Here is a 17,088-nt window from a genome sequence, read left to right on the forward strand (position 1 = left end):
ACACAATTACCCTGGAACTTGGCTTGCGTACTCCTTTCTTACTTTAAACGGGAGGGAGACCATCATGCTTCGGCTCATTTCAACACTCACGGTGCTCGGCGTGGCAGCGGCCCTGTCGGGTTGCGTCGTGCCATCGGGTTATGGCTACGGCTATCCCAACTACGGGCAAGGCTACTACCCTGACTACGCCTACGGATACGGCGGCTACGGCCCGGATTACGGCGGCGTCAGCGTATGGGGCGGCGGTGGCGGCGGTTGCTGCTATTACGGCCACTACTGGCACGGCGGCGACTACTGGCATGGCGGTCACGGCGGCTGGCATGGCGACGGCGGACACGGTGGCGGCGGCGGCCATTGGCAAGGCGGCGGTCACGGTGGTGGTGGCGGGCACGGTGGGGGCGGAGGCCAAGGCCATTAACCAGCAAGATGACGAGGAACAGGTCGTAGGAAAAGCGGGCTTCGCTGGGATTTTCTTTTGCCGCGTATCAGGACGATATGTCAGCGCTGTGTGTCTGCGCGTTATCGGATCTGGCCCTGTGCCTCGTAATAAGGTTTTGCAAATCCATTACCCCGATTTGCCGAAAGCCCGGCTAATATAGCGCCCTCGTTCAATCAACAAGGTCGTTTGACCCACCCATCCCATGAAGAAGATTTTGCTTGCGCTGACATTTGCCGCCGTTTCCGTTGGCGTGATGACCCCGGCTTTCGCTGACGATCATGACCACCATCACCCGGTTTGCCACAAGGTCAAGGTGCACGGCCACTGGCAAAAGCGCTGCCACTAAGCGCTGCATGGGCGGCACGGTGGCGTGCTGGCCGCTGCGGCTCGTTTGAGCTGACAGGGCCGCCCCTCGCGTCACGCCCGGCATGCTGGACGGCACGCCACGGCGCGCCACCACGCGCCACGGTTGCAAAAAAATGGCCGCAGATTGCTCTGCGGCCATTTCATTTTGTGCGCGGCTTGCTCCGTCGCGTTCTCGTCTATTGCGCCCAGCCTGGCGCGGCCCCGTTAGAACATCCCCGTACTTATCTTTAGCAACACTTGGTTACGTTTGGTTACAGTCTAGCGAGTTCGCGGCGGCTTTCCATCATGGTTTTCCTTAATATCTGCAACTCACCAATCAATACGGGCGTTTCAAGCTTGAATAACGCGCTTTCAATGAAATGGGTATTTTTAGCAGCTTGCCAATTTGTGAATTTGCGTTAGTATTAATCATACAAAACAAAGCACGACGCGGATCCAAGACGCAATTTACGGGGGTTGGAGATGCTTACGTTGATCGATCAGGACATCGCACATATCACGCGTGTGATGAAGCCGTCGCTATGCGGCGATCTGGGTGGTCCTATTTTGCCCGCCACGTACTGGCGTCAGCGCCTCTACAAGCTGCTCGATTCGCAGCACGTCACAAAGCGACAACTCTGTTCCATTGACGACCTGCTCCTGCAACTCGACGAACTGGACGGCGTCATCTCTCACGCCAGAACGGCTACGCATCCGTAAGGCCGCGCGGCTCTCACGCCGCGCGCAGGTTATTGCCCCGGGTTGTTGCCCCCGGTTGTTGCCCATTACAGCCCACGGTATGATCCCTTCCGCAGACCCGGCCGCCGGGCCGGCCTCGCTGTCGTCAGCGTTATCGTCGGCGCGGTCGTCACATCCATACCGTCTGCGCCATCGCCACGCCTGCCGCTGGTTCAATCCCCGCCAGCCCTGCCCGTTCCGGCACGCGCGCGGCATGCGTGAATCAACCGCTCAATAAGCAACGGCCACCTGAAGTGGCCGTCAGCACTTTCTCTTCTACCGTCATGGATATCAACAAGCAACTCGCCGCCCTTACTACTTCCGAACTGCAGACCGCTGGCGCAAGTCAGGCCACGGCCATTGCGGTGAGCGTGCTGCTGCGCCATCTGCAGTCGCCGGAACTCGCGAAGCTCCTGTCCAGCGCCTTCGAGAACCATCAGGCCGTCATGCTCCAGACACCGTGGCCGGACCAGATGCTGCAATCTTTCGAGGCCACCCGCCGCTTTCTCGAAGGAGCGGCCCGCCCGCCTGCGCCCACTGACGCACAGCCTGACGCCGGTTAAACCTGCTTCACCACTGGCATCCCGGAGCGCCACTCACTAAATCGGCGCCCCGGTCGCCCATACATCCACGCATCTTTTACAGAACCGCGTCCGTCAACACCCGGCGGCGAACCGGCAGCCTGCCCTGCAACGCGGCACGATGCTCGGCGTGCGCCACGATCCTCGCAATGGTGCCGCGTGCTTCCGCGCGCTGCGTCCTTCTCACCAGACGCGCCATGCGCTTTTCCACTTCCGGGCGCCGCGCCCACATGAAGGCGGCAATCCAGCCAATCACGGTCCAGCCGAGCAGCACGTTGACCAGCGTGATGGCTTGCGCATCGCGGCTCTTGCGGGCGTCCGCTTCAATGGACGGAATCAGATACAGCGTCAGGACGCCGAGGACGGTTATACCTTCAAGAATCTGCGACATTGCATCACCTCGTTTTTATCAAGCGGCTTTGGTGTCTGTGCCGGACTCAGCTTCGGCATTCAGCCCACCGCCACGGAAACCGCCGGAGCGACGCAAACGCCGCCCAGGCGCTGTCCGTCTGTCAATGGTGGATGAAGACGTTTTGCGAGGCGCTCACCAACTGGCGGCTACCCGAATCCGACGACCCTGCGCTGACGCCGCCATACGACGTGTCCGCTACGTTTGCGCCGGTGGATGCGGCTGCGTCGTTGCGTTCGGCTGCGATTACCTGGGCGCTTTCGCCACGTTGCGAAGCGGGTGCGCCAACCGACGGACGATAGAACGGTGCCGGGCCGTAGCCGCTCGCAAATGCGGGCGCTGCGAGGGATGCCGAAACCGCGACGAGCAAGGCTGCAATCAGTTTGGTCTTCATGATGAACTCCAATCGGTATCGAGTAAGCGGTGCGCCGTTGAACCTTCGTTGGGTCGTTCAAGCAGCGCTTCATTGGAGTTCAGTTTAGAGGAGCCCTATCGGAAGTCTATGACGATAGGGCGAAATCACATTTAGACAATCGTGAACAATGCGCCAAGGCCCGGCGGCGCGGGCTTTGGGGAGATCAGCGGCGGCGTTGGTTACGCGGGTGTTCCGCGGTTGGTTCCGCATCTGACTCAATCGCGATCGGGCGCGCCGAGCGGAAACAGCGGGCGATATGGCCGCGCTTCGTCGACCGCCCGCGCGAAGCTCGGCCGCGCCAGCAAGCGCTTGCGATAGGCCAGCACATGCGCGAACGACGGGTCGATGCGATGGGTCCAGTCGGCGTAGAACAGGAACGGCGCGGCCCCGCAGTCGGCGAGACTGAAGGTATCGCCGGCCGCCCATTCGCGCGTCGCCATGCGGGCGTCGAGCCATGCGTAGGCGGTCTCCAGCATGGCTCTTGCATCGGCGACGCCGCTCGGATCGCGCTGGTCCGGCGCCCGCATGCTGTCGAACACGATCTTCTGCGACGGCGTGGAAACGTAGTTGTCGAAAAAGCGGTCCATGCTGCGCACCTCCAGCGCCGCAAGCGGATCAGTGGGCAGGAGCCGCACGGGTCCCGGGTGACGCAAACCGAGATATTCGATGATGATGGTCGCCTCCACCACCGTACGGTCCTCATCCACCAGCACCGGAAACCGCCTCATGGGCCAGCGTTCGGCCAGCTCGCGCATGGGTTGCGGATCTTCGTGCGAAAGCAGACGCCATTCGAACGCGGTCTGATTCTCGTACAGCGCGACCAGCACCTTCTGGCAGTAGGCCGAGAACGGATGGGCGTAGAGCTTGAGTGTCATCGCAAAGTACCTCGATTAAAGCAGGCAGGGTTGACGGGATCAGTTGAGGAAATCATAGCCGCCGCAGCGCGCTTTCCTTCACGACGCGCGGGACGTGCGTCAATCGACACGCGCATGAAAATTCAAAGGCACGCTGCACAACAGGGACCGCCACAGGGACCGCCAGGCGCCGCGTGCAAGCTCGACGCCGCCCGCCAGCGAATGATCGGATAATGACCCCTCCTCGACCACTATTTTCAGGGAGTGTCCCGCGATGTCCGCCCCCTTCTCCAAAGTCCCCCGCGTGCTGCTGACCAACGACGACGGCATCGACGCGCCCGGTCTCGCGGTGCTCGAAGCGGTCGCTGCCGAACTTGCGGACGAGGTCTGGGTGGTCGCGCCCGAACACGACCAGAGCGGCACGTCGCACTCCATCAGCCTGCACTCGCCGTTGCGCGTGAGCCGCCAGGGCGAACGGCGCTTCGGCGTGATCGGTACGCCGGGCGATTGCGTCGTGATGGCCGCGCGTCATCTGATGGGCAATACGCCGCCCACGCTGGTGCTCTCCGGCATCAATCGCGGCGGCAACCTGGGCGTGGAGACGATGTTCTCAGGCACCGTCGGCGCGGCGATGACGGGCTTGCTGCTGGGTTTGCCCTCCATTGCATTGAGCCAGGTTTTCAGCGATCGCGACAACGTGCGCTGGGACACGGCACGCGCGCTGGCACCCGGCGTGATCCGGCAACTGCTTGCCATCGCACATGAAGCGCCCACCTGTCTGAACGTGAATTTCCCCGACGTGGACGCGGCTGCGGCCGGTCCGCTGACCGCGACCCGTCAGGGCGTGGGGCTCGTGGAAGGCATCGAGGTGTTGCCGGAGATCGATCCGCGTGGCCTCGCGTATCACTGGCTGCGCTTTCAGCGCGGTCCGCGCGAAAACGCGCCGGATAGCGAAACGGCGGTGGTGGCCTCGGGGCGCGTTTCGGTGACGCCGCTCAATTTCGACCGCACCGATGAGCGCACGCTCGCCACGTTGAGCGCGGCGTTGCAGGCCGGGCACTGAGGTTAGCCGGCGGGGATTTGAGCTGGGTTTGCTGCTGGGTTTGCTCCCAGGTTTGTCAGTCGCATTGGATTACCCAACAGCACGCACCACCAGCCGCACCCATAAGCCGCCATCCGGATGATTGCCCAGTTCGAGGCTCGCGCCGCAACGGCGCGCGAGCCGCGCCACCACCGCGAGGCCGAGCCCCCAATGCTGGCCGCCGCGCGGCGTGTGATTCAGCCGCACGAACGGTTGCGTCGCGCTTGCCAATGCGTCCTCGTCGATCCCCGCGCCGTGATCGCGCACGCTGAGCAGCCAGCCTCCTGGACGGCCCGCGTCGGCCGCCTGCCGGGCGGTGCGGATTTCGACGGGTGGCGCGCCATGGGCCAGCGCGTTATCGACGAGATTGGTCATCAGTCGCTCCAGCAACGCACGCGGCATCACGAAAGACGACCCCGCTTGCAGATCGCAGATGAAGAGCGACTGATCGAGCGTGCCGATCATCGAATACCGGTCGCGCAGGAAACTGTCGACGCCCACCCGCTGACCTTCCGCTTGCCCCGGGTCCGCGATATCGAGCAATTGCTGCGCGATATCCGCAAACGCGTCGATGTCCTCGACCAGCGCTACCCGCTGATGCCATTCGCTCACCTCGAGCGCGCGATCGAGCAGCCGCGCGGCCTGGTTTTCCATATGCCGCGCGAGACCGGCGAGCGCCGCGCTCTGCGCATCCAGTGCTTCGTTGCGACGCCGCAGCATGTCGTTGAACGAGCCCACCACGCGTCGCAATTCGTGCGGTCCTGCCTCGCGGATCGCCGCCGTGCAGCGACGGCCGCTGGCAAAGGCATGCGCTGCCCGCGTCATGTCCAGCAACGGACGCCGCACCTGCCAGACGCCCATGCTCGCGAGCGCGAGCAAGCCGAGCGCGGCCAGCCATTCGGCCACGGCAAGACGGGCAAGCTGCGCGGGTTGCGCAACCGGCGCCGCGAAAAACGTGGAGCCTTGTGCGTCGTCCGGCAAAGCTGCGGGAGCGGACCACGCGACGGTTTCTGCTTCGCCTGAACCGATCAGCGCGCCAGCCTGTGACGGCTCGTAGACAGCCGAGCGGATATCCACGATGCTCGGACGCGCGGCCAGCTCGACCCGTGCAGCAACGGGCATCAGCGTAACGCGCGCTGGAGGCGCGATGCTGGACGACATGGCGCTGAGATCGCTTCGTTCGTTCATGTCGAAGCTGTCGAGCCGGGCGTCAGGCGTGTGGCCATCAAACGCGCGGGCATCAAGCGCGCGGCCATCAAACGCGGCGGCTGGCAGCGTGCGCACGGCGTCGTTCGAGGCAGCGGCCGGCATCCACAGCATGACGCCCGCGCGCACCGAGACCAGCACGGCCACCGACAGCACAAGAGTTCTTACCAACAAGGTATTCAACGATTCCTCTTCGTTGTCAGTCTGCTCGATGTGAAGGAGCGTTCAATGGGAAAGCAAGCGTGCGCCTGGGATAAAGAAATCGCCGCGTGCTCCGTTAACCCCGTCAAGCAGCGGTACAAGCAGAACATAAAATTCAAAGCGGAAAATTCAAAGCGGCTGCGCCACCGCTCACCGCACATACTCCCTCACGCGGGCGCTATTAGAACCCACGAATAAGGCGGGTGGGAATCGAAGTCCTTACACGATCTTTCCAGACCTTGCCTACGGAAAGGCTCGCCTGTTTCACCGGCTAAAAAATAGCGTGTTGAACAGCACGAAACAAACGCCGCGACTTGTTCCTGGCGGCGCTGCCGTGCGTGCCCCATTTCCGTTGACGCCTGATTTACCGCACTCGTATGATCTGTGCGACCAAACGTTTGGCGTGCCTGTGATTGTCTTGCGCGATGCGTTTTTCGCTGCATTCCACTGCGCGCATGAACTCATCAGCGCGCCGGGTTCAGGTCAGTCCGTTTCTCCATAAACATAAACAGGCCTAAAAGGATTCCATGACCACGCTTACATTCAGCGCATCGGGCACAGCCACCATGGACAAATGGTTGGCGGCTCACCCCGGCGCGACGGGCGCCCCTTCCGTCCCTGTCAGCGGCTCGTCCGACGATGACAGCGCCGCGCAAGCAGCCTCCCTGCCGACGAGTTTCAAAAGCATGCTTGCAACGCGCGTCAACGACACGCAGGACGCCAGGAGCAAACAGGCGCTCCTCGACGCAGAGGCGCGCCTGCATGCGCAACAGCAGGCAGCCAATGCCGGCGCGACGCAATCGAGCGCGGGCGGCAGCGACGCGGCCACGGGTGCGGGTGCGAATGCAAATGCGGGTGTGCCAGCACCCGGCAGCGTGATCGACGTTCACGCCTGAGCGGTCTAACGCGCCACGACATCTGTCACGGCTGGCGTCGCGCGAATGAGCCACCACGCGCGATGCCTCGTCAGAAAGCGGCAAAAGGGCCGCGCAAGCACGGCGCAAGCACGGCCCTTCCACTCAACGCGCTCTCACGACACGCGCCGCTGCGCCGTTCACTCAACCGCCAAGCAGCGCCCCCATCTGTGCATTGAAACCGTTCACGAACGCATGTTCGTGCGGCCCCGCGTTATCGCGCATCGGTTTCGCGACTTCGACCAGAATCTCGTCGGCATCGGTATCGAGCACCTGCATCGTTTCGTGGATGAACTGCTCCAGCGGCATCGCCAGTTCGGCTTCGCGGCTGTTCATCAGATCCGTGCGCACCCACGGCGGCGCAATCTCCAGCACGCGCACCGTCGAGTCCCGCAGCAGGAAGCGTTGCGAGAGCACATACGAATGCAGCGCGGCCTTGGTGGCCGAATACACCGCCGTGAAGGCGAGCGGCACGAACGCGAGCACCGAGGTCGTGTAGGCGATCACCGCGTCGGGCCGGGTCTTCAGATGCCCGATCAGCGCCGAGGTCAGCCGCATCGGGCCCACCAGATTGGTGTCGATCGTAGCCGACAGCAACGCGTCGTCGAGTTGGCCATCTGCGTGATCCACCTGCATGATGCCCGCGTTGTTGATGAGCACGTTCAGCGCGGGATAGTCGGCGATCAGCGTGGCCGCCACTCGATCAATGCTGTCGCGACTGGCCACGTCGAGTTCGATCGCATCGATGCCCGGATTGGCCGCGACTACCTGGTCGAGCTGCGCACGCCGCCGGCCCGCGACGATGACCTTGTTGCCGCGCCGATGCAGCGCTTCAGCGAGCGCCCTGCCAATACCTGAACCGCCGCCTGTAATGAACACGGTGTTGCCTGTGGTTTTCATGATGTCGTCCTTATGTTTGTCTGGTCGGGTGGGGTCGGGTCGAGTTGGGTCGGCTCAGTCGGCGAAGCGATCGCCGAACATCGGCAGGCCGCTCACGGACTCCGCCTGGGTCGCCTCGTCCTGCAACACGTCCCAGTGCTCGGCAAGCTTGCCGTTCTCGATACGCACCACGTCTGCCGCGATCCACGCGCGCGGCCGGCCATTCCCGGAGAAGCGGCCATGCGCGATCACATAGTCGCCTTCCGCTACGATCAACTGATTCTCGTAATGCAGCGTGTCCGGCACGGCACGGATCAGATCGAACAGACCCTCGCGTCCCGGCGCGATGTGCGCGCTGTGCTGGATGTAGTGGTCGGACCAGAAGCGGGCTGCGGCGTCGTAGTCGCGCTGGTTGAAAAGCGTGTCGAACGCTTCGAGGACGAGGGCCTTGTTCTGCTCGGGTGTGGTCTTGCTCATGTCGCTCTCCCTGTATGAAGGTGGCAGCCAGTGGCTGCGTCATGGGAGGAAGATAAAGCGTGCGACGTGGGTCCGGTAGTCGTCCGATCGGGCTATCTCTTATGCAGATTGCGCATAAATACGGACCCGTTGGAGAAGCAAAGGCGGGACGCGTCAGCCAGCCAATGGCGGCCTGCTTTCGTCGCGCTGGAGGTCCGCGACCAGATAGTCGACCACCGCGCGGCCGGCCAGCCGCGTCGCCCGGCCCATCGGGAAATAGGCATGCACGGGAATGTCCGCAAGGTGCCAGCCGGTCAGCAGTCGCACGAGCGTGCCGTCGTTGAGTTCGCGACGGCAGGCCCACTCGCTGGTCGAGGTAATGCCGAGACCGGCGCTCGCCGCCGCGACGGCGGCTTCGTTTTCGTTGGTCGAGAAATGCGCGTCCAGCTCGACTGCAATCTCCTGCTGCGCTTGCGTGAAGCGCCATGCGGTCGGCACGATCGAAGCCGGCCCGGCGACAATGCGGTGGCCGTTCAGGGCCTCGGGTGTGTCCGGCTCGCCGTGTGCGGCGAGGTAGCCGGGCGAGGCCACGACGACGCGCGGGATCATGCCGATGCGTCGCGCCGTGGCCGTGGAATCGGGCAGCCGTCCAAGGCGAATAGCAACGTCCACGGCGTCACGCACCAGGTCCTGCGGTTTGTCGCCCGTCATCACATCGAGACGCAGTTCGGGATGCAGCGCGATGAACGGTGCGAGCCGCGGAATCACTTCGCGCGTCGCGACGCTGCTGGGCATGCTCATGCGCAGCATGCCGCGTAGCTCGCCGCCTTCGCGCACGCTTTGCTCGGCGTCGTCGAGCGCCACGAGAATCGGATCGATGCGCGAGAGGAATTGCGCGCCCGCGTCGGTCAGCACCACGGCGCGCGTGGTGCGCGTCAACAGCCGCACGCCGAGGTCGCTTTCCAGCTCGGCGATGGTGCGCGAGGCCTGTGATTGCGACAGACCGCATTCACGCGCAGCGGCGGAGAAACTGCCGAGACGCGCCACCCGGGTGTACAGACGCAGCGCGAAAATGTCCTTCACGAGAGGAGCCCTGGCAAAAAGAGGATGCCTCGCAGGCTAACGGATTAATGCGTAGCGTGCAATTCTCGTACCCCCCTCCCTCGGCAAGCAGCTAGTGAGAAATCTTCTCCAGCTCGATGCCTTTGGTGCGTGGTCCCATCAAGCCAATCGCCAGCATCACGATCAGCATGGCCCCGGCGATGAACACGAACACGCCCGTGGTGCCAAAACCCTTCAGCACCGACGCGATCAGGAACGCGGTGAAAATGGCCGAGAAGCGGCTCCACGAATAGACGAAGCCCACCGCGCGCGCCCGGATGCTGGTCGGAAACAGTTCGGATTGGTAGGCATGGAAGCTGTACGACATGATGTTGTTGGCGAGCGTCAGGCCCACGCCGAGGCTCACCAGCAGCACCGCGCTTGCCGCCTGGCTGAACCACAGACCGCAGACGATATTCGCGCCCGCCATCACCACGATGACCGTCTTGCGCTCGAAGCGGTCGCCGATGAAGAGCCCGATGATCGGCCCGACCGGCGCGGCGAGCGCAATCACGCTGGAATACATCAGGCTGTTCGTGACGGTGATGCCCTGCTTGATCAGCAAGGTCGGCACCCAGTTGGCGAAGCCGTAAAAGCCCACCGTCTGAAACACGTTGAAGATCGTCATCATCAGCGTGCGGCTGCGATACGGCGGCACCCACATATCGCCGAAGTGACCGCGCGGCGCGACCGGCATCGGCGGCGCGGGCGGCGGCAACTCGCGGCCATATTCGCGGCGCACTTTCGCTTCGAGCGCGCTCATCACGCGCTCTGCTTCGTCGAGGCGTCCCTGCTGCGCGAGCCAGCGCGGGCTCTCGGGCAACGCGCGGCGGATCCACCAGACGAACAGCGCACCGTGCGCGCCGATCAGCACCACCCAGCGCCAGCCGTCGAAACCGAACGGTGCGCGCGGCACCAGCAAAAAGGACAGAAACGCGACCACCGGCACCGCGACGAATCCCACCGCCTGCTCGCAGGCAAAGGCGCGGCCGCGAATCTGCTTGGGCACGAGTTCGGAGATGTAAGTGCCGATCGTCACCAGTTCGACGCCGATGCCCACGCCAGCCAGAAAGCGCCAGAAGTTGAGTCCGGTGGCCGAATCCTGGAACGCCATCACCACGTTGGCGACCGTGTACCACAGCAAGGAATAGGTAAAGACCGCGCGGCGGCCAAAGCGGTCCGCCAGAAACCCGCAGGCGATCGTGCCGATGAAGAGTCCCGCGAACAGCGCGGCGATGAAACTCGCAACGCCCGTCGTGCCGAACAGGCCGTGCGTGGTGGTCGTCAGCAGCCCGCTTTTGACAAGCCCGGGCGCGACGTAACCGGTGTACAGCAGGTCGTAGAGTTCGAAGAAAAAGCCGAGGCTCAGCAAGACCACGAGGTTCCAGATCGAGCGCGTGGCCGGCAGCCGGTCGAGGCGCGCGGAGATCGTGCCGGCATCGCTTGCGGCGGCTTGCGCGCCGGAGATATCTGATGCAGCGGACGCAGCAGACCCAGCGGACCCGTGGCCCGTACCGTTGCCGGGCGCGTTGGAGCTGGCTTGTTCGGGTGATGCCATACGGTCTCCTTGCTGGATGTGGCCGGTTTCACACCGACACTTCATGATGCGCGCTACGCGTCTGAAGCGCTTGGGCCCGAGACGCCTCGGGCCAGGCTCGGCCAGCATTCTAGCCGCGCGTGCCGCACCACGGTTCGTGGCCGGGCACATTTCCGCTGAAGCGCCCCCACGCTAAGCGCTCCCCACTACGTCACGCGCCCTGCAGATGCGCCTTCAACGCGTCGATGAAGACCCGCACCTTGGGCGGCGTATAGCGCGCCGACGGAAACAGCGCGTGGATGCCCCCCGCCGGTGTGGCCCAGTCCGGCATCAGGCGGATCAACCGTCCCTGCGCCACGTCCTCGCCAATCGAAAAATCGGTCAGCGCCGAGACGCCGCCACCGGCCAGCGCGGCGGCCCGGCAAGCCGGCGCGGTGTCCGCGAGGAAGCCCGCGCTAAAGCGCAGCGTCTGCTTTTTGCCCTGGCGGTTTTCAAGCGACACGGTGAGCGGTGTCGGCAGCACGGCGGTGCCGATGAACGGCAGCGCGGTCACGTCTGCGAAGCTCGTCGGGTTGCCGTGCGCGGCCACGAACGCGGGACTTGCCACCAGCCAGCGCGAAAAGGTGCTCAGCCGCACCGCGCGATGGCTCGAGTCCGCCAGCGTGCCGATGCGGATCGCGACATCGACGCCCTCGGCCACCAGGTTCACCAGCCGGTCGGCCGAGACGAGTTCGATATGCAGCCCCGGATGCTGCTCGCGCAGCGCAACCAGCGCCGGTGCGACGACGATCGCACCGTAGTCGATCGGCGTGGCCACACGCAGCGTGCCGTGCAGCACCCCGCCCTGGTCGAGCGCCTGAAGCGCTTCGTCCGCGATGCCGAGAATCTGCCGGCTCGCTTCGTAGAAGGCACGCCCGGCTTCCGTGACGCTGACGCGGCGGGTGGTGCGCACCAGCAGGCTCGCCCCCACTTCCGCCTCGAGCCGCTGCATGTGCGTGCTGACCATCGTCTTGGCGATGCCCAGCCGTTCGCCCGCCGCTGTCAGCGAACCGGCCTCGACCACCGCCACGAAAACGGCCAGCCGGTTGAGGTTGACTTCGCTTGCGCTGGCCATCCGATTGTCCACTTTAAGAGGAAAGAGTAACCGTGATTATCCATCTTCTCAGACCTGTGCGCGCGGCATAACCTGTCTCCATCGTCCCTCTCATGCAAATTTCTGGAGTCAGTCATGCCCGCAAGCAAGCCCGCCCAGCCGATCCGGCTACACACGACGACGCTGTCCGGCCACGGGCACCGCGTCAAACTGTTCCTGACCATGCTGGACCTGCCCTTCACCGTAGTCGAACTGAACATGAAGGCGGGCGACAACCGCAAGCCGGCGCATCTCGCACTGAATCCGTTCGGCGAAGTGCCGGTGATCGAGGATGGCGAGGTGGTACTGAGCGATTCGAACGCGATTCTGGTGTACCTCGCCCGCAAGTACGGCGAGTCGTCGTGGCTGCCGGGAGACCCGCTGGGCGCCGCCGCGGTGCAGCGCTGGTTGTCGCTGGTGGCCGGCAAGGTGGCCTTCGGTCCGTGTGCCGCGCGTCTCGTAACGCTGTTCGGCGCGCCCCGCGACCTCGGCGCCGCGCAGCAGATCGCCGCGGACCTGTTCAAGGTGCTCGATGCAGAGTTGAGCGACAAGCGCTTCGCGACCGGCGACACCCCGACCATTGCCGATATCGCCGCGCATTCGTATATCGCCCATGCGCCTGAAGGTGGTGTGTCACTCGAGCCCTACCCGCATATCCGCGCGTGGCTCGCACGGGTCGAAGCACTGCCCCGTTTCGTGCGCATGCCGTCGAGCAAGGTTACAGTAGTCACCGACTAGCGCCGTCATTGGCGCCGTCATGGCGCCCGTGACGTTCACCGGAGTCCATCATGTCCACTCTGTCGTCCCTGGTCTCACCTGCTGCCGCTCCGCCCACGCGGCCCGCGCCGCCGCCGGGATGGAGTGTCGTCGAATCGCCGTTTCATGCCGGCGAACTCGCGGCCCAGCAGCGCGCCGGTGTGCGCGAACGGATGGACGTGGACGCACGCAAGGGCATTCGCAACTACATGCCCGACCAGCATCGCGCGTTTTACGCGGAGCAGCCGTTCATGGTGCTCGGCGGCATTGATGCAAACGGGCAGCCGTGGGCCACGCTGCGGGTCGGTCAGCCTGGCTTCATCTCGACCCCGGACGCGCGCACGCTGCGCATCGCCGGTCATGCGCTGGCCGGCGATCCGCTGGCCGATGCGTGGCAGGTCGGCTCGCTGGTGGGCGGCCTCGGCATTCAGCCGGCCACCCGGCGGCGCAATCGTGTGAATGGCGTGATCACGGCAATGGACGCGGGGGCCATCACGGTGGCCGTGAGCCAGAGCTTCGGCAACTGCGCCAAGTACATCCAGAGCCGCACGCCCGTCTACGATGCTGCGAGCGACAACGCGCCGGCAAGCCTCAAGCCCGTCGAAATCGCCACGGCCTTGAACGACGCGGATCGCGCGCTGATCGCACGGGCCGACACGCTGTTCATTGCCAGCGCCAACGCACGGCGCGAGGCTGGCTATGGGCGCGGCGCCGACGTCTCGCATCGCGGCGGCAAGCCCGGGTTCGTGCGCATCGACGGCGACACGCTGACACTGCCGGATTTCATCGGCAATAACTTTTTCAACACCATCGGCAATCTGCTCGAAGATCCGCGCGCCGGATTGCTGGTGCCGGGCTTCGATAGCGGCGATCTGCTCTACCTCGCCGTGGAAGCCGAGATCGTCTGGGAAGGCGCCGAAGTGGCGTCGTTCACGGCCGCCGAGCGGCTCATCCGCTTTCATGTGCGTGAAGTCCGGCGCACGCGTCATGCGCTGCCGTTCCACTGGTCCGCGGTACAGTTCGCGCCGCAACTCGCCAAAACCGGCAGCTGGACGCAGCAGACCGAAGCGCTGCCCGCCGCAGATGGCTGGCGCAAGCTGACGGTCAGCGAAGTGCGCGACGAAACGCCCACGGCGCGCTCGTTCTACTTCCAGAGCACGGACGGCACGCCGCTCGCGCATTTCGAGCCGGGTCAGTACCTGCCGATCCGCGTGCCCGTGGCAGGACTCGATGCGCCACTCATTCGCACTTACACGCTCTCCGATGCGGATCATGGCCGGCATTACCGGATTACCGTGAAGCGCGACGGCGTGGCCTCGAACTGGCTGCACGAGCATCTGAAGCCGGGTATGACGATCGAAGCGAAGGCGCCCAGCGGCGCGTTCGTGCTCGACCGCAAAAGCCGGCGCCCGGTGGTGCTGCTCTCGGCCGGGATCGGCATTACGCCGATGATCGCAATGCTCAACACCTTGCTGGCGGAACCGTCAGCGGAGGCACGTCCGGAACACATCTATTTTCTGCACGGTTCGCGCGATGTGAACGAACACGCGTTCGCTGAACAGATTCAGGCCGCTGTGCGTGAGCATGCGCATGTGTCGGCGCATCTGCGGGAAAGCCAACCCGTTGCGGTGGGCAACGTGGAGTCTGTGACCACCGCGGGTCGCGTCGACATCGATTTTCTCAAGCGCGTGCTGCCGTTCGGCGACTACGACTTCTATCTGTGCGGCCCCGGCGCCTTCATGCAGGACCTCTATAACGGTCTGCGCGGGCTCAACGTCGCGGACGACCGTATCCGTTTCGAGGCGTTTGGACCCGCGAGTGTCAAACGCACTGCGCGCAATGACGGCGCGGCGGCTGGAAAGATGGAAACGCCGCAGCCCGCGACACCCGCGCGTGACCCGGCCACCACGTCCAAGGTGGTGTTCATGAAGACCTCCCGCGATGCGCAGTGGTCCGCTGATGACGGCAGCCTGCTCGACTTGGCCGAAGCCAACGGGGTATCGGCGCCGTCGATGTGCCGATCCGGCTTCTGCGGTACGTGCTCGACGCGACTGCTGTCCGGCGAGGTCAGCTATCCCGTGCCTTGCGATGCCACCATCGAACCCGGTCACGTGCTGATCTGTAGCGCGATCCCCGCGCACACGGGTGCAGGTGAAGCCTCTACGGTTGCTCTGGATCTCTAAGTATTTTTTATCAGGTGCGCTTTGGACTGCGCGCGGCGGTCTTGCGCACGGCCCGCGCCGGCTCGGCGACGGGCTGTTGCATTTTAGTTGCAGGTTTCGTTGCAGGTCTCGCTGCTGAAGGCTCGGCGTGCCCTTCCGCATGGCCGCGCGACATCATCGTCAAATAACCCAGCACCGCTGCCGTCACGCGGCGAATCAACCCGCTGATGTCCGTCTCCTCGCGCTCGCCGGCGGCATCGACGAGCGCACGGATGATCGCCAGCAGATCGCGGGTGGCGAGCGCCGCATCGTCCTGCTGGGGCAAGCCGTCGCGCACGAGGATCTGCGCAAGCAGTGTGCGCATCGAAGCTTTGTCGGAAAGCGCCGGACGTAGCTCCGGCCGGCTTTCCTCGACATCGAGCAGCCGCGCGAGCCTGGGGCGCGCAAACTGCTGCCGCACGGCGACGCCGATCAGATGATCGAGCGCAGCGCGCCCGCTTGCGTGGTCGAGCGCGGCCAGCGCCTCTCTGTAAAAGCGTTCGTTCTCGCGCTGCATCAGCGCAATCGTCAAGGCATCCTTGCCGGGAAAGTACTGATACAGCGAACCGATGCTGACGCCCGCGCGTTCCGCCACCGCATTCGTATTGAAGCCTTCCAGACCTCGGGATTCGAGCACCTGTGCGGCCGCTTCGAGCAAAGCGGCCACCATGCGTTCGGAACGCGGCTGACTGGGTGCGCGGCGCGGTTTGAGCGGCGACGAGTTCGACTGGCGAGGCATACGGCGATCCGATGAGCAATTAAACGGCGGACGACTGGCTTCCGCCAACATGGGCCATGAGCACGGCCACGCGTGGATTACAAAGCGATTGGATGCACGCTACAACTTCACGCTGTATTACGGCCGGTTAATTACAGGTGGGGTCAGTCATCACCGGCCGCTTTCGCTGCTTTGGCCTTGCTACGGCCAGATGCATTCTTCTTCAGATGCGCGCGGTTGTATTCGATCGCGGCACGCACCAGCGCTTTCAGTTTGCGCGCGTCCACCTTGTCGCCTTCGAGAAAATCAATGGCCCGTCTTGCGTTGCCTTCGAGGCCCGCGTTGAACAGCTGGTCCGGGTCCGCCAGCTGCGCCCCATGCGCAAAGGTCACTTTCACCTTCCCTTTGTGGGCGTTGGCCACCGCGATCATGCCGTCGCACGACCATACCGGACTGCCCATCCATTTCCATTCCTCGATGATCCCGGAGTCCGCCTCGAGCATGCACTTGCGCACGCTGGCGAAGGTCTTGCCGCGCCAGTCGGTGATGCCCGCGATTAGCTGATCAATGTTTTCCGATGCGTTCATGGGATCGATGTGCCTCGAATGATGGTTTGCCTGCATGAAACGGCTCGCGCCCGCAGCAGTATAGGTGGTGTCCAACGCGTGTCCATCATCAGTTTAACGCGAGCATCAAACGCCTTACAAACCTCCTCTTTGCATGACTTCGAACTTAACGTGGCCTTTCGTTGGCGTGTGTTTTGAAATGCGTTTGAACACCCGCCACAAACTTCGGGCACCTCAATAAAGAAACGGTAATACTCACGTAACGCGCGCTGCGGCAGTGCGCTCCTACACTGCGCAGTCGAGCTGGTTGGGGCGACAGCGGCGCATACGCCAGCGAATGCCTGCACGCCCCGCGACGCCTCTTTGAATGCGTTTTCCGTGTACCTGTATGAACTTTGACACTCAGTTGGCTCGTCGCGCGCGTGCGTTGACGTGGATTAGCGTGAGCGTGACCGCCGTTCCAGCCTTTGCCGCCGACTCGTTTGTGGTTCGCGACATCCGGCTCGAAGGGCTGCAGCGCATCGAACCGAACACGGTCTTCTCCTATCTGCCCATCAAG

General features: G+C 64.0%; 19 protein-coding genes. 7 read left to right on the forward strand and 12 right to left on the reverse strand.

What is annotated here, in order from left to right; genetic code table 11:
• Nucleotides 1-64: 64 nt before the first annotated feature.
• Entirely contained in the window at nucleotides 65-418 is a 354-nt protein-coding gene (locus D0B32_RS32685; RefSeq protein WP_181969923.1) for a hypothetical protein, read from the forward strand.
• A gap of 190 nt (nucleotides 419-608) precedes the next feature.
• On the opposite strand, the gene D0B32_RS32690 is transcribed toward D0B32_RS32685, so the two are convergent.
• A complete protein-coding gene (locus tag D0B32_RS32690; RefSeq protein WP_181969924.1) occupies nucleotides 609-944 on the reverse strand; it encodes a hypothetical protein in 336 nt (111 codons plus the stop codon).
• Between the two features lie 323 nt (nucleotides 945-1,267).
• Between D0B32_RS32690 and D0B32_RS27385 the strand changes: the two genes are divergently transcribed.
• Nucleotides 1,268-1,504, forward strand: coding sequence for a hypothetical protein (locus D0B32_RS27385; RefSeq protein ID WP_117337447.1), 237 nt, complete (start codon nucleotides 1,268-1,270; stop codon nucleotides 1,502-1,504).
• A 302-nt stretch (nucleotides 1,505-1,806) separates the two neighbouring features.
• Complete coding sequence (locus D0B32_RS27390; RefSeq protein ID WP_117337448.1) at nucleotides 1,807-2,085, forward strand: hypothetical protein; 279 nt, start codon at nucleotides 1,807-1,809, stop codon at nucleotides 2,083-2,085.
• Nucleotides 2,086-2,161: 76 nt separating this feature from the next.
• On the opposite strand, the gene D0B32_RS27395 is transcribed toward D0B32_RS27390, so the two are convergent.
• From D0B32_RS27395 to D0B32_RS27405, 3 genes are all read right to left on the reverse strand, one after another.
• Entirely contained in the window at nucleotides 2,162-2,494 is a 333-nt protein-coding gene (locus D0B32_RS27395; protein ID WP_117337449.1) for a superinfection immunity protein, read from the reverse strand.
• A 121-nt stretch (nucleotides 2,495-2,615) separates the two neighbouring features.
• Nucleotides 2,616-2,906: a hypothetical protein gene (locus D0B32_RS27400; RefSeq protein ID WP_117337450.1), complete on the reverse strand. Its 291-nt coding sequence runs from the start codon at nucleotides 2,904-2,906 to the stop codon at nucleotides 2,616-2,618.
• 236 nt (nucleotides 2,907-3,142) lie between these two features.
• Nucleotides 3,143-3,802: a glutathione S-transferase family protein gene (locus D0B32_RS27405; RefSeq protein ID WP_117337451.1), complete on the reverse strand. Its 660-nt coding sequence runs from the start codon at nucleotides 3,800-3,802 to the stop codon at nucleotides 3,143-3,145.
• A gap of 253 nt (nucleotides 3,803-4,055) precedes the next feature.
• Here D0B32_RS27405 and surE point away from each other — a divergent pair, with 253 nt between their 5' ends.
• Complete coding sequence (gene surE / locus D0B32_RS27410; protein WP_117337452.1) at nucleotides 4,056-4,844, forward strand: 5'/3'-nucleotidase SurE; 789 nt, start codon at nucleotides 4,056-4,058, stop codon at nucleotides 4,842-4,844.
• A gap of 69 nt (nucleotides 4,845-4,913) precedes the next feature.
• Here surE and D0B32_RS27415 read toward each other — a convergent pair whose 3' ends face one another.
• Nucleotides 4,914-6,239 carry a HAMP domain-containing sensor histidine kinase gene (locus tag D0B32_RS27415; protein WP_147329569.1) on the reverse strand — a complete coding sequence of 442 codons (1,326 nt, stop codon included), beginning with the start codon at nucleotides 6,237-6,239 and terminating at the stop codon, nucleotides 4,914-4,916.
• A 557-nt stretch (nucleotides 6,240-6,796) separates the two neighbouring features.
• Here D0B32_RS27415 and D0B32_RS27420 point away from each other — a divergent pair.
• Nucleotides 6,797-7,165, forward strand: coding sequence for a hypothetical protein (locus D0B32_RS27420; protein WP_117337454.1), 369 nt, complete (start codon nucleotides 6,797-6,799; stop codon nucleotides 7,163-7,165).
• Nucleotides 7,166-7,327: 162 nt separating this feature from the next.
• Here the strand turns inward: D0B32_RS27420 and D0B32_RS27425 are convergent, their stop codons facing one another.
• The 5 genes from D0B32_RS27425 to D0B32_RS27445 form a co-directional block, all read right to left on the reverse strand.
• Entirely contained in the window at nucleotides 7,328-8,083 is a 756-nt protein-coding gene (locus D0B32_RS27425) for an SDR family oxidoreductase (protein WP_117337455.1), read from the reverse strand.
• Nucleotides 8,084-8,137: 54 nt separating this feature from the next.
• Entirely contained in the window at nucleotides 8,138-8,539 is a 402-nt protein-coding gene (locus D0B32_RS27430) for an ester cyclase (RefSeq protein WP_117337456.1), read from the reverse strand.
• Between the two features lie 153 nt (nucleotides 8,540-8,692).
• Nucleotides 8,693-9,601: a LysR family transcriptional regulator gene (locus D0B32_RS27435; RefSeq protein WP_117337457.1), complete on the reverse strand. Its 909-nt coding sequence runs from the start codon at nucleotides 9,599-9,601 to the stop codon at nucleotides 8,693-8,695.
• 91 nt (nucleotides 9,602-9,692) lie between these two features.
• A complete protein-coding gene (locus tag D0B32_RS27440) occupies nucleotides 9,693-11,177 on the reverse strand; it encodes an MFS transporter (protein WP_117337458.1) in 1,485 nt (494 codons plus the stop codon).
• Nucleotides 11,178-11,367: 190 nt separating this feature from the next.
• Complete coding sequence (locus D0B32_RS27445) at nucleotides 11,368-12,270, reverse strand: LysR family transcriptional regulator (RefSeq protein WP_117337459.1); 903 nt, start codon at nucleotides 12,268-12,270, stop codon at nucleotides 11,368-11,370.
• Nucleotides 12,271-12,384: 114 nt separating this feature from the next.
• Here D0B32_RS27445 and D0B32_RS27450 point away from each other — a divergent pair, with 114 nt between their 5' ends.
• Nucleotides 12,385-13,026: a glutathione S-transferase family protein gene (locus D0B32_RS27450; RefSeq protein ID WP_117337460.1), complete on the forward strand. Its 642-nt coding sequence runs from the start codon at nucleotides 12,385-12,387 to the stop codon at nucleotides 13,024-13,026.
• Between the two features lie 50 nt (nucleotides 13,027-13,076).
• Nucleotides 13,077-15,227, forward strand: coding sequence for a pyridoxamine 5'-phosphate oxidase family protein (locus D0B32_RS27455; protein WP_117337461.1), 2,151 nt, complete (start codon nucleotides 13,077-13,079; stop codon nucleotides 15,225-15,227).
• Nucleotides 15,228-15,237: 10 nt separating this feature from the next.
• Here the strand turns inward: D0B32_RS27455 and D0B32_RS27460 are convergent, their stop codons facing one another.
• Both D0B32_RS27460 and D0B32_RS27465 read right to left on the reverse strand, forming a co-directional pair.
• Entirely contained in the window at nucleotides 15,238-15,984 is a 747-nt protein-coding gene (locus tag D0B32_RS27460) for a TetR/AcrR family transcriptional regulator (RefSeq protein ID WP_117337462.1), read from the reverse strand.
• Nucleotides 15,985-16,127: 143 nt separating this feature from the next.
• Nucleotides 16,128-16,550, reverse strand: coding sequence for a DUF1801 domain-containing protein (locus D0B32_RS27465; RefSeq protein WP_117337485.1), 423 nt, complete (start codon nucleotides 16,548-16,550; stop codon nucleotides 16,128-16,130).
• Nucleotides 16,551-17,088 lie beyond the last annotated feature (538 nt).

Source organism: Paraburkholderia sp. DHOC27 (assembly GCF_003429005.1).
GTDB lineage: Bacteria > Pseudomonadota > Gammaproteobacteria > Burkholderiales > Burkholderiaceae > Paraburkholderia.

Excerpts from the sequence above, each read along its gene's own strand:
- D0B32_RS32685 (WP_181969923.1), top strand. The coding sequence starts at position 65 with ATGCTTCGGCTCATTTCAACACTCACGGTGCTCGGCGTGGCAGCGGCC.
- D0B32_RS32690 (WP_181969924.1), bottom strand. The coding sequence starts at position 944 with ATGGCCGCAGAGCAATCTGCGGCCATTTTTTTGCAACCGTGGCGCGTG.
- D0B32_RS27385 (WP_117337447.1), top strand. The coding sequence starts at position 1,268 with ATGCTTACGTTGATCGATCAGGACATCGCACATATCACGCGTGTGATG.
- D0B32_RS27390 (WP_117337448.1), top strand. The coding sequence starts at position 1,807 with ATGGATATCAACAAGCAACTCGCCGCCCTTACTACTTCCGAACTGCAG.
- D0B32_RS27395 (WP_117337449.1), bottom strand. The coding sequence starts at position 2,494 with ATGTCGCAGATTCTTGAAGGTATAACCGTCCTCGGCGTCCTGACGCTG.
- D0B32_RS27400 (WP_117337450.1), bottom strand. The coding sequence starts at position 2,906 with ATGAAGACCAAACTGATTGCAGCCTTGCTCGTCGCGGTTTCGGCATCC.
- D0B32_RS27405 (WP_117337451.1), bottom strand. The coding sequence starts at position 3,802 with ATGACACTCAAGCTCTACGCCCATCCGTTCTCGGCCTACTGCCAGAAG.
- surE (WP_117337452.1), top strand. The coding sequence starts at position 4,056 with ATGTCCGCCCCCTTCTCCAAAGTCCCCCGCGTGCTGCTGACCAACGAC.
- D0B32_RS27420 (WP_117337454.1), top strand. The coding sequence starts at position 6,797 with ATGACCACGCTTACATTCAGCGCATCGGGCACAGCCACCATGGACAAA.
- D0B32_RS27425 (WP_117337455.1), bottom strand. The coding sequence starts at position 8,083 with ATGAAAACCACAGGCAACACCGTGTTCATTACAGGCGGCGGTTCAGGT.
- D0B32_RS27430 (WP_117337456.1), bottom strand. The coding sequence starts at position 8,539 with ATGAGCAAGACCACACCCGAGCAGAACAAGGCCCTCGTCCTCGAAGCG.
- D0B32_RS27440 (WP_117337458.1), bottom strand. The coding sequence starts at position 11,177 with ATGGCATCACCCGAACAAGCCAGCTCCAACGCGCCCGGCAACGGTACG.
- D0B32_RS27445 (WP_117337459.1), bottom strand. The coding sequence starts at position 12,270 with ATGGCCAGCGCAAGCGAAGTCAACCTCAACCGGCTGGCCGTTTTCGTG.
- D0B32_RS27450 (WP_117337460.1), top strand. The coding sequence starts at position 12,385 with ATGCCCGCAAGCAAGCCCGCCCAGCCGATCCGGCTACACACGACGACG.
- D0B32_RS27455 (WP_117337461.1), top strand. The coding sequence starts at position 13,077 with ATGTCCACTCTGTCGTCCCTGGTCTCACCTGCTGCCGCTCCGCCCACG.
- D0B32_RS27460 (WP_117337462.1), bottom strand. The coding sequence starts at position 15,984 with ATGCCTCGCCAGTCGAACTCGTCGCCGCTCAAACCGCGCCGCGCACCC.
- D0B32_RS27465 (WP_117337485.1), bottom strand. The coding sequence starts at position 16,550 with ATGAACGCATCGGAAAACATTGATCAGCTAATCGCGGGCATCACCGAC.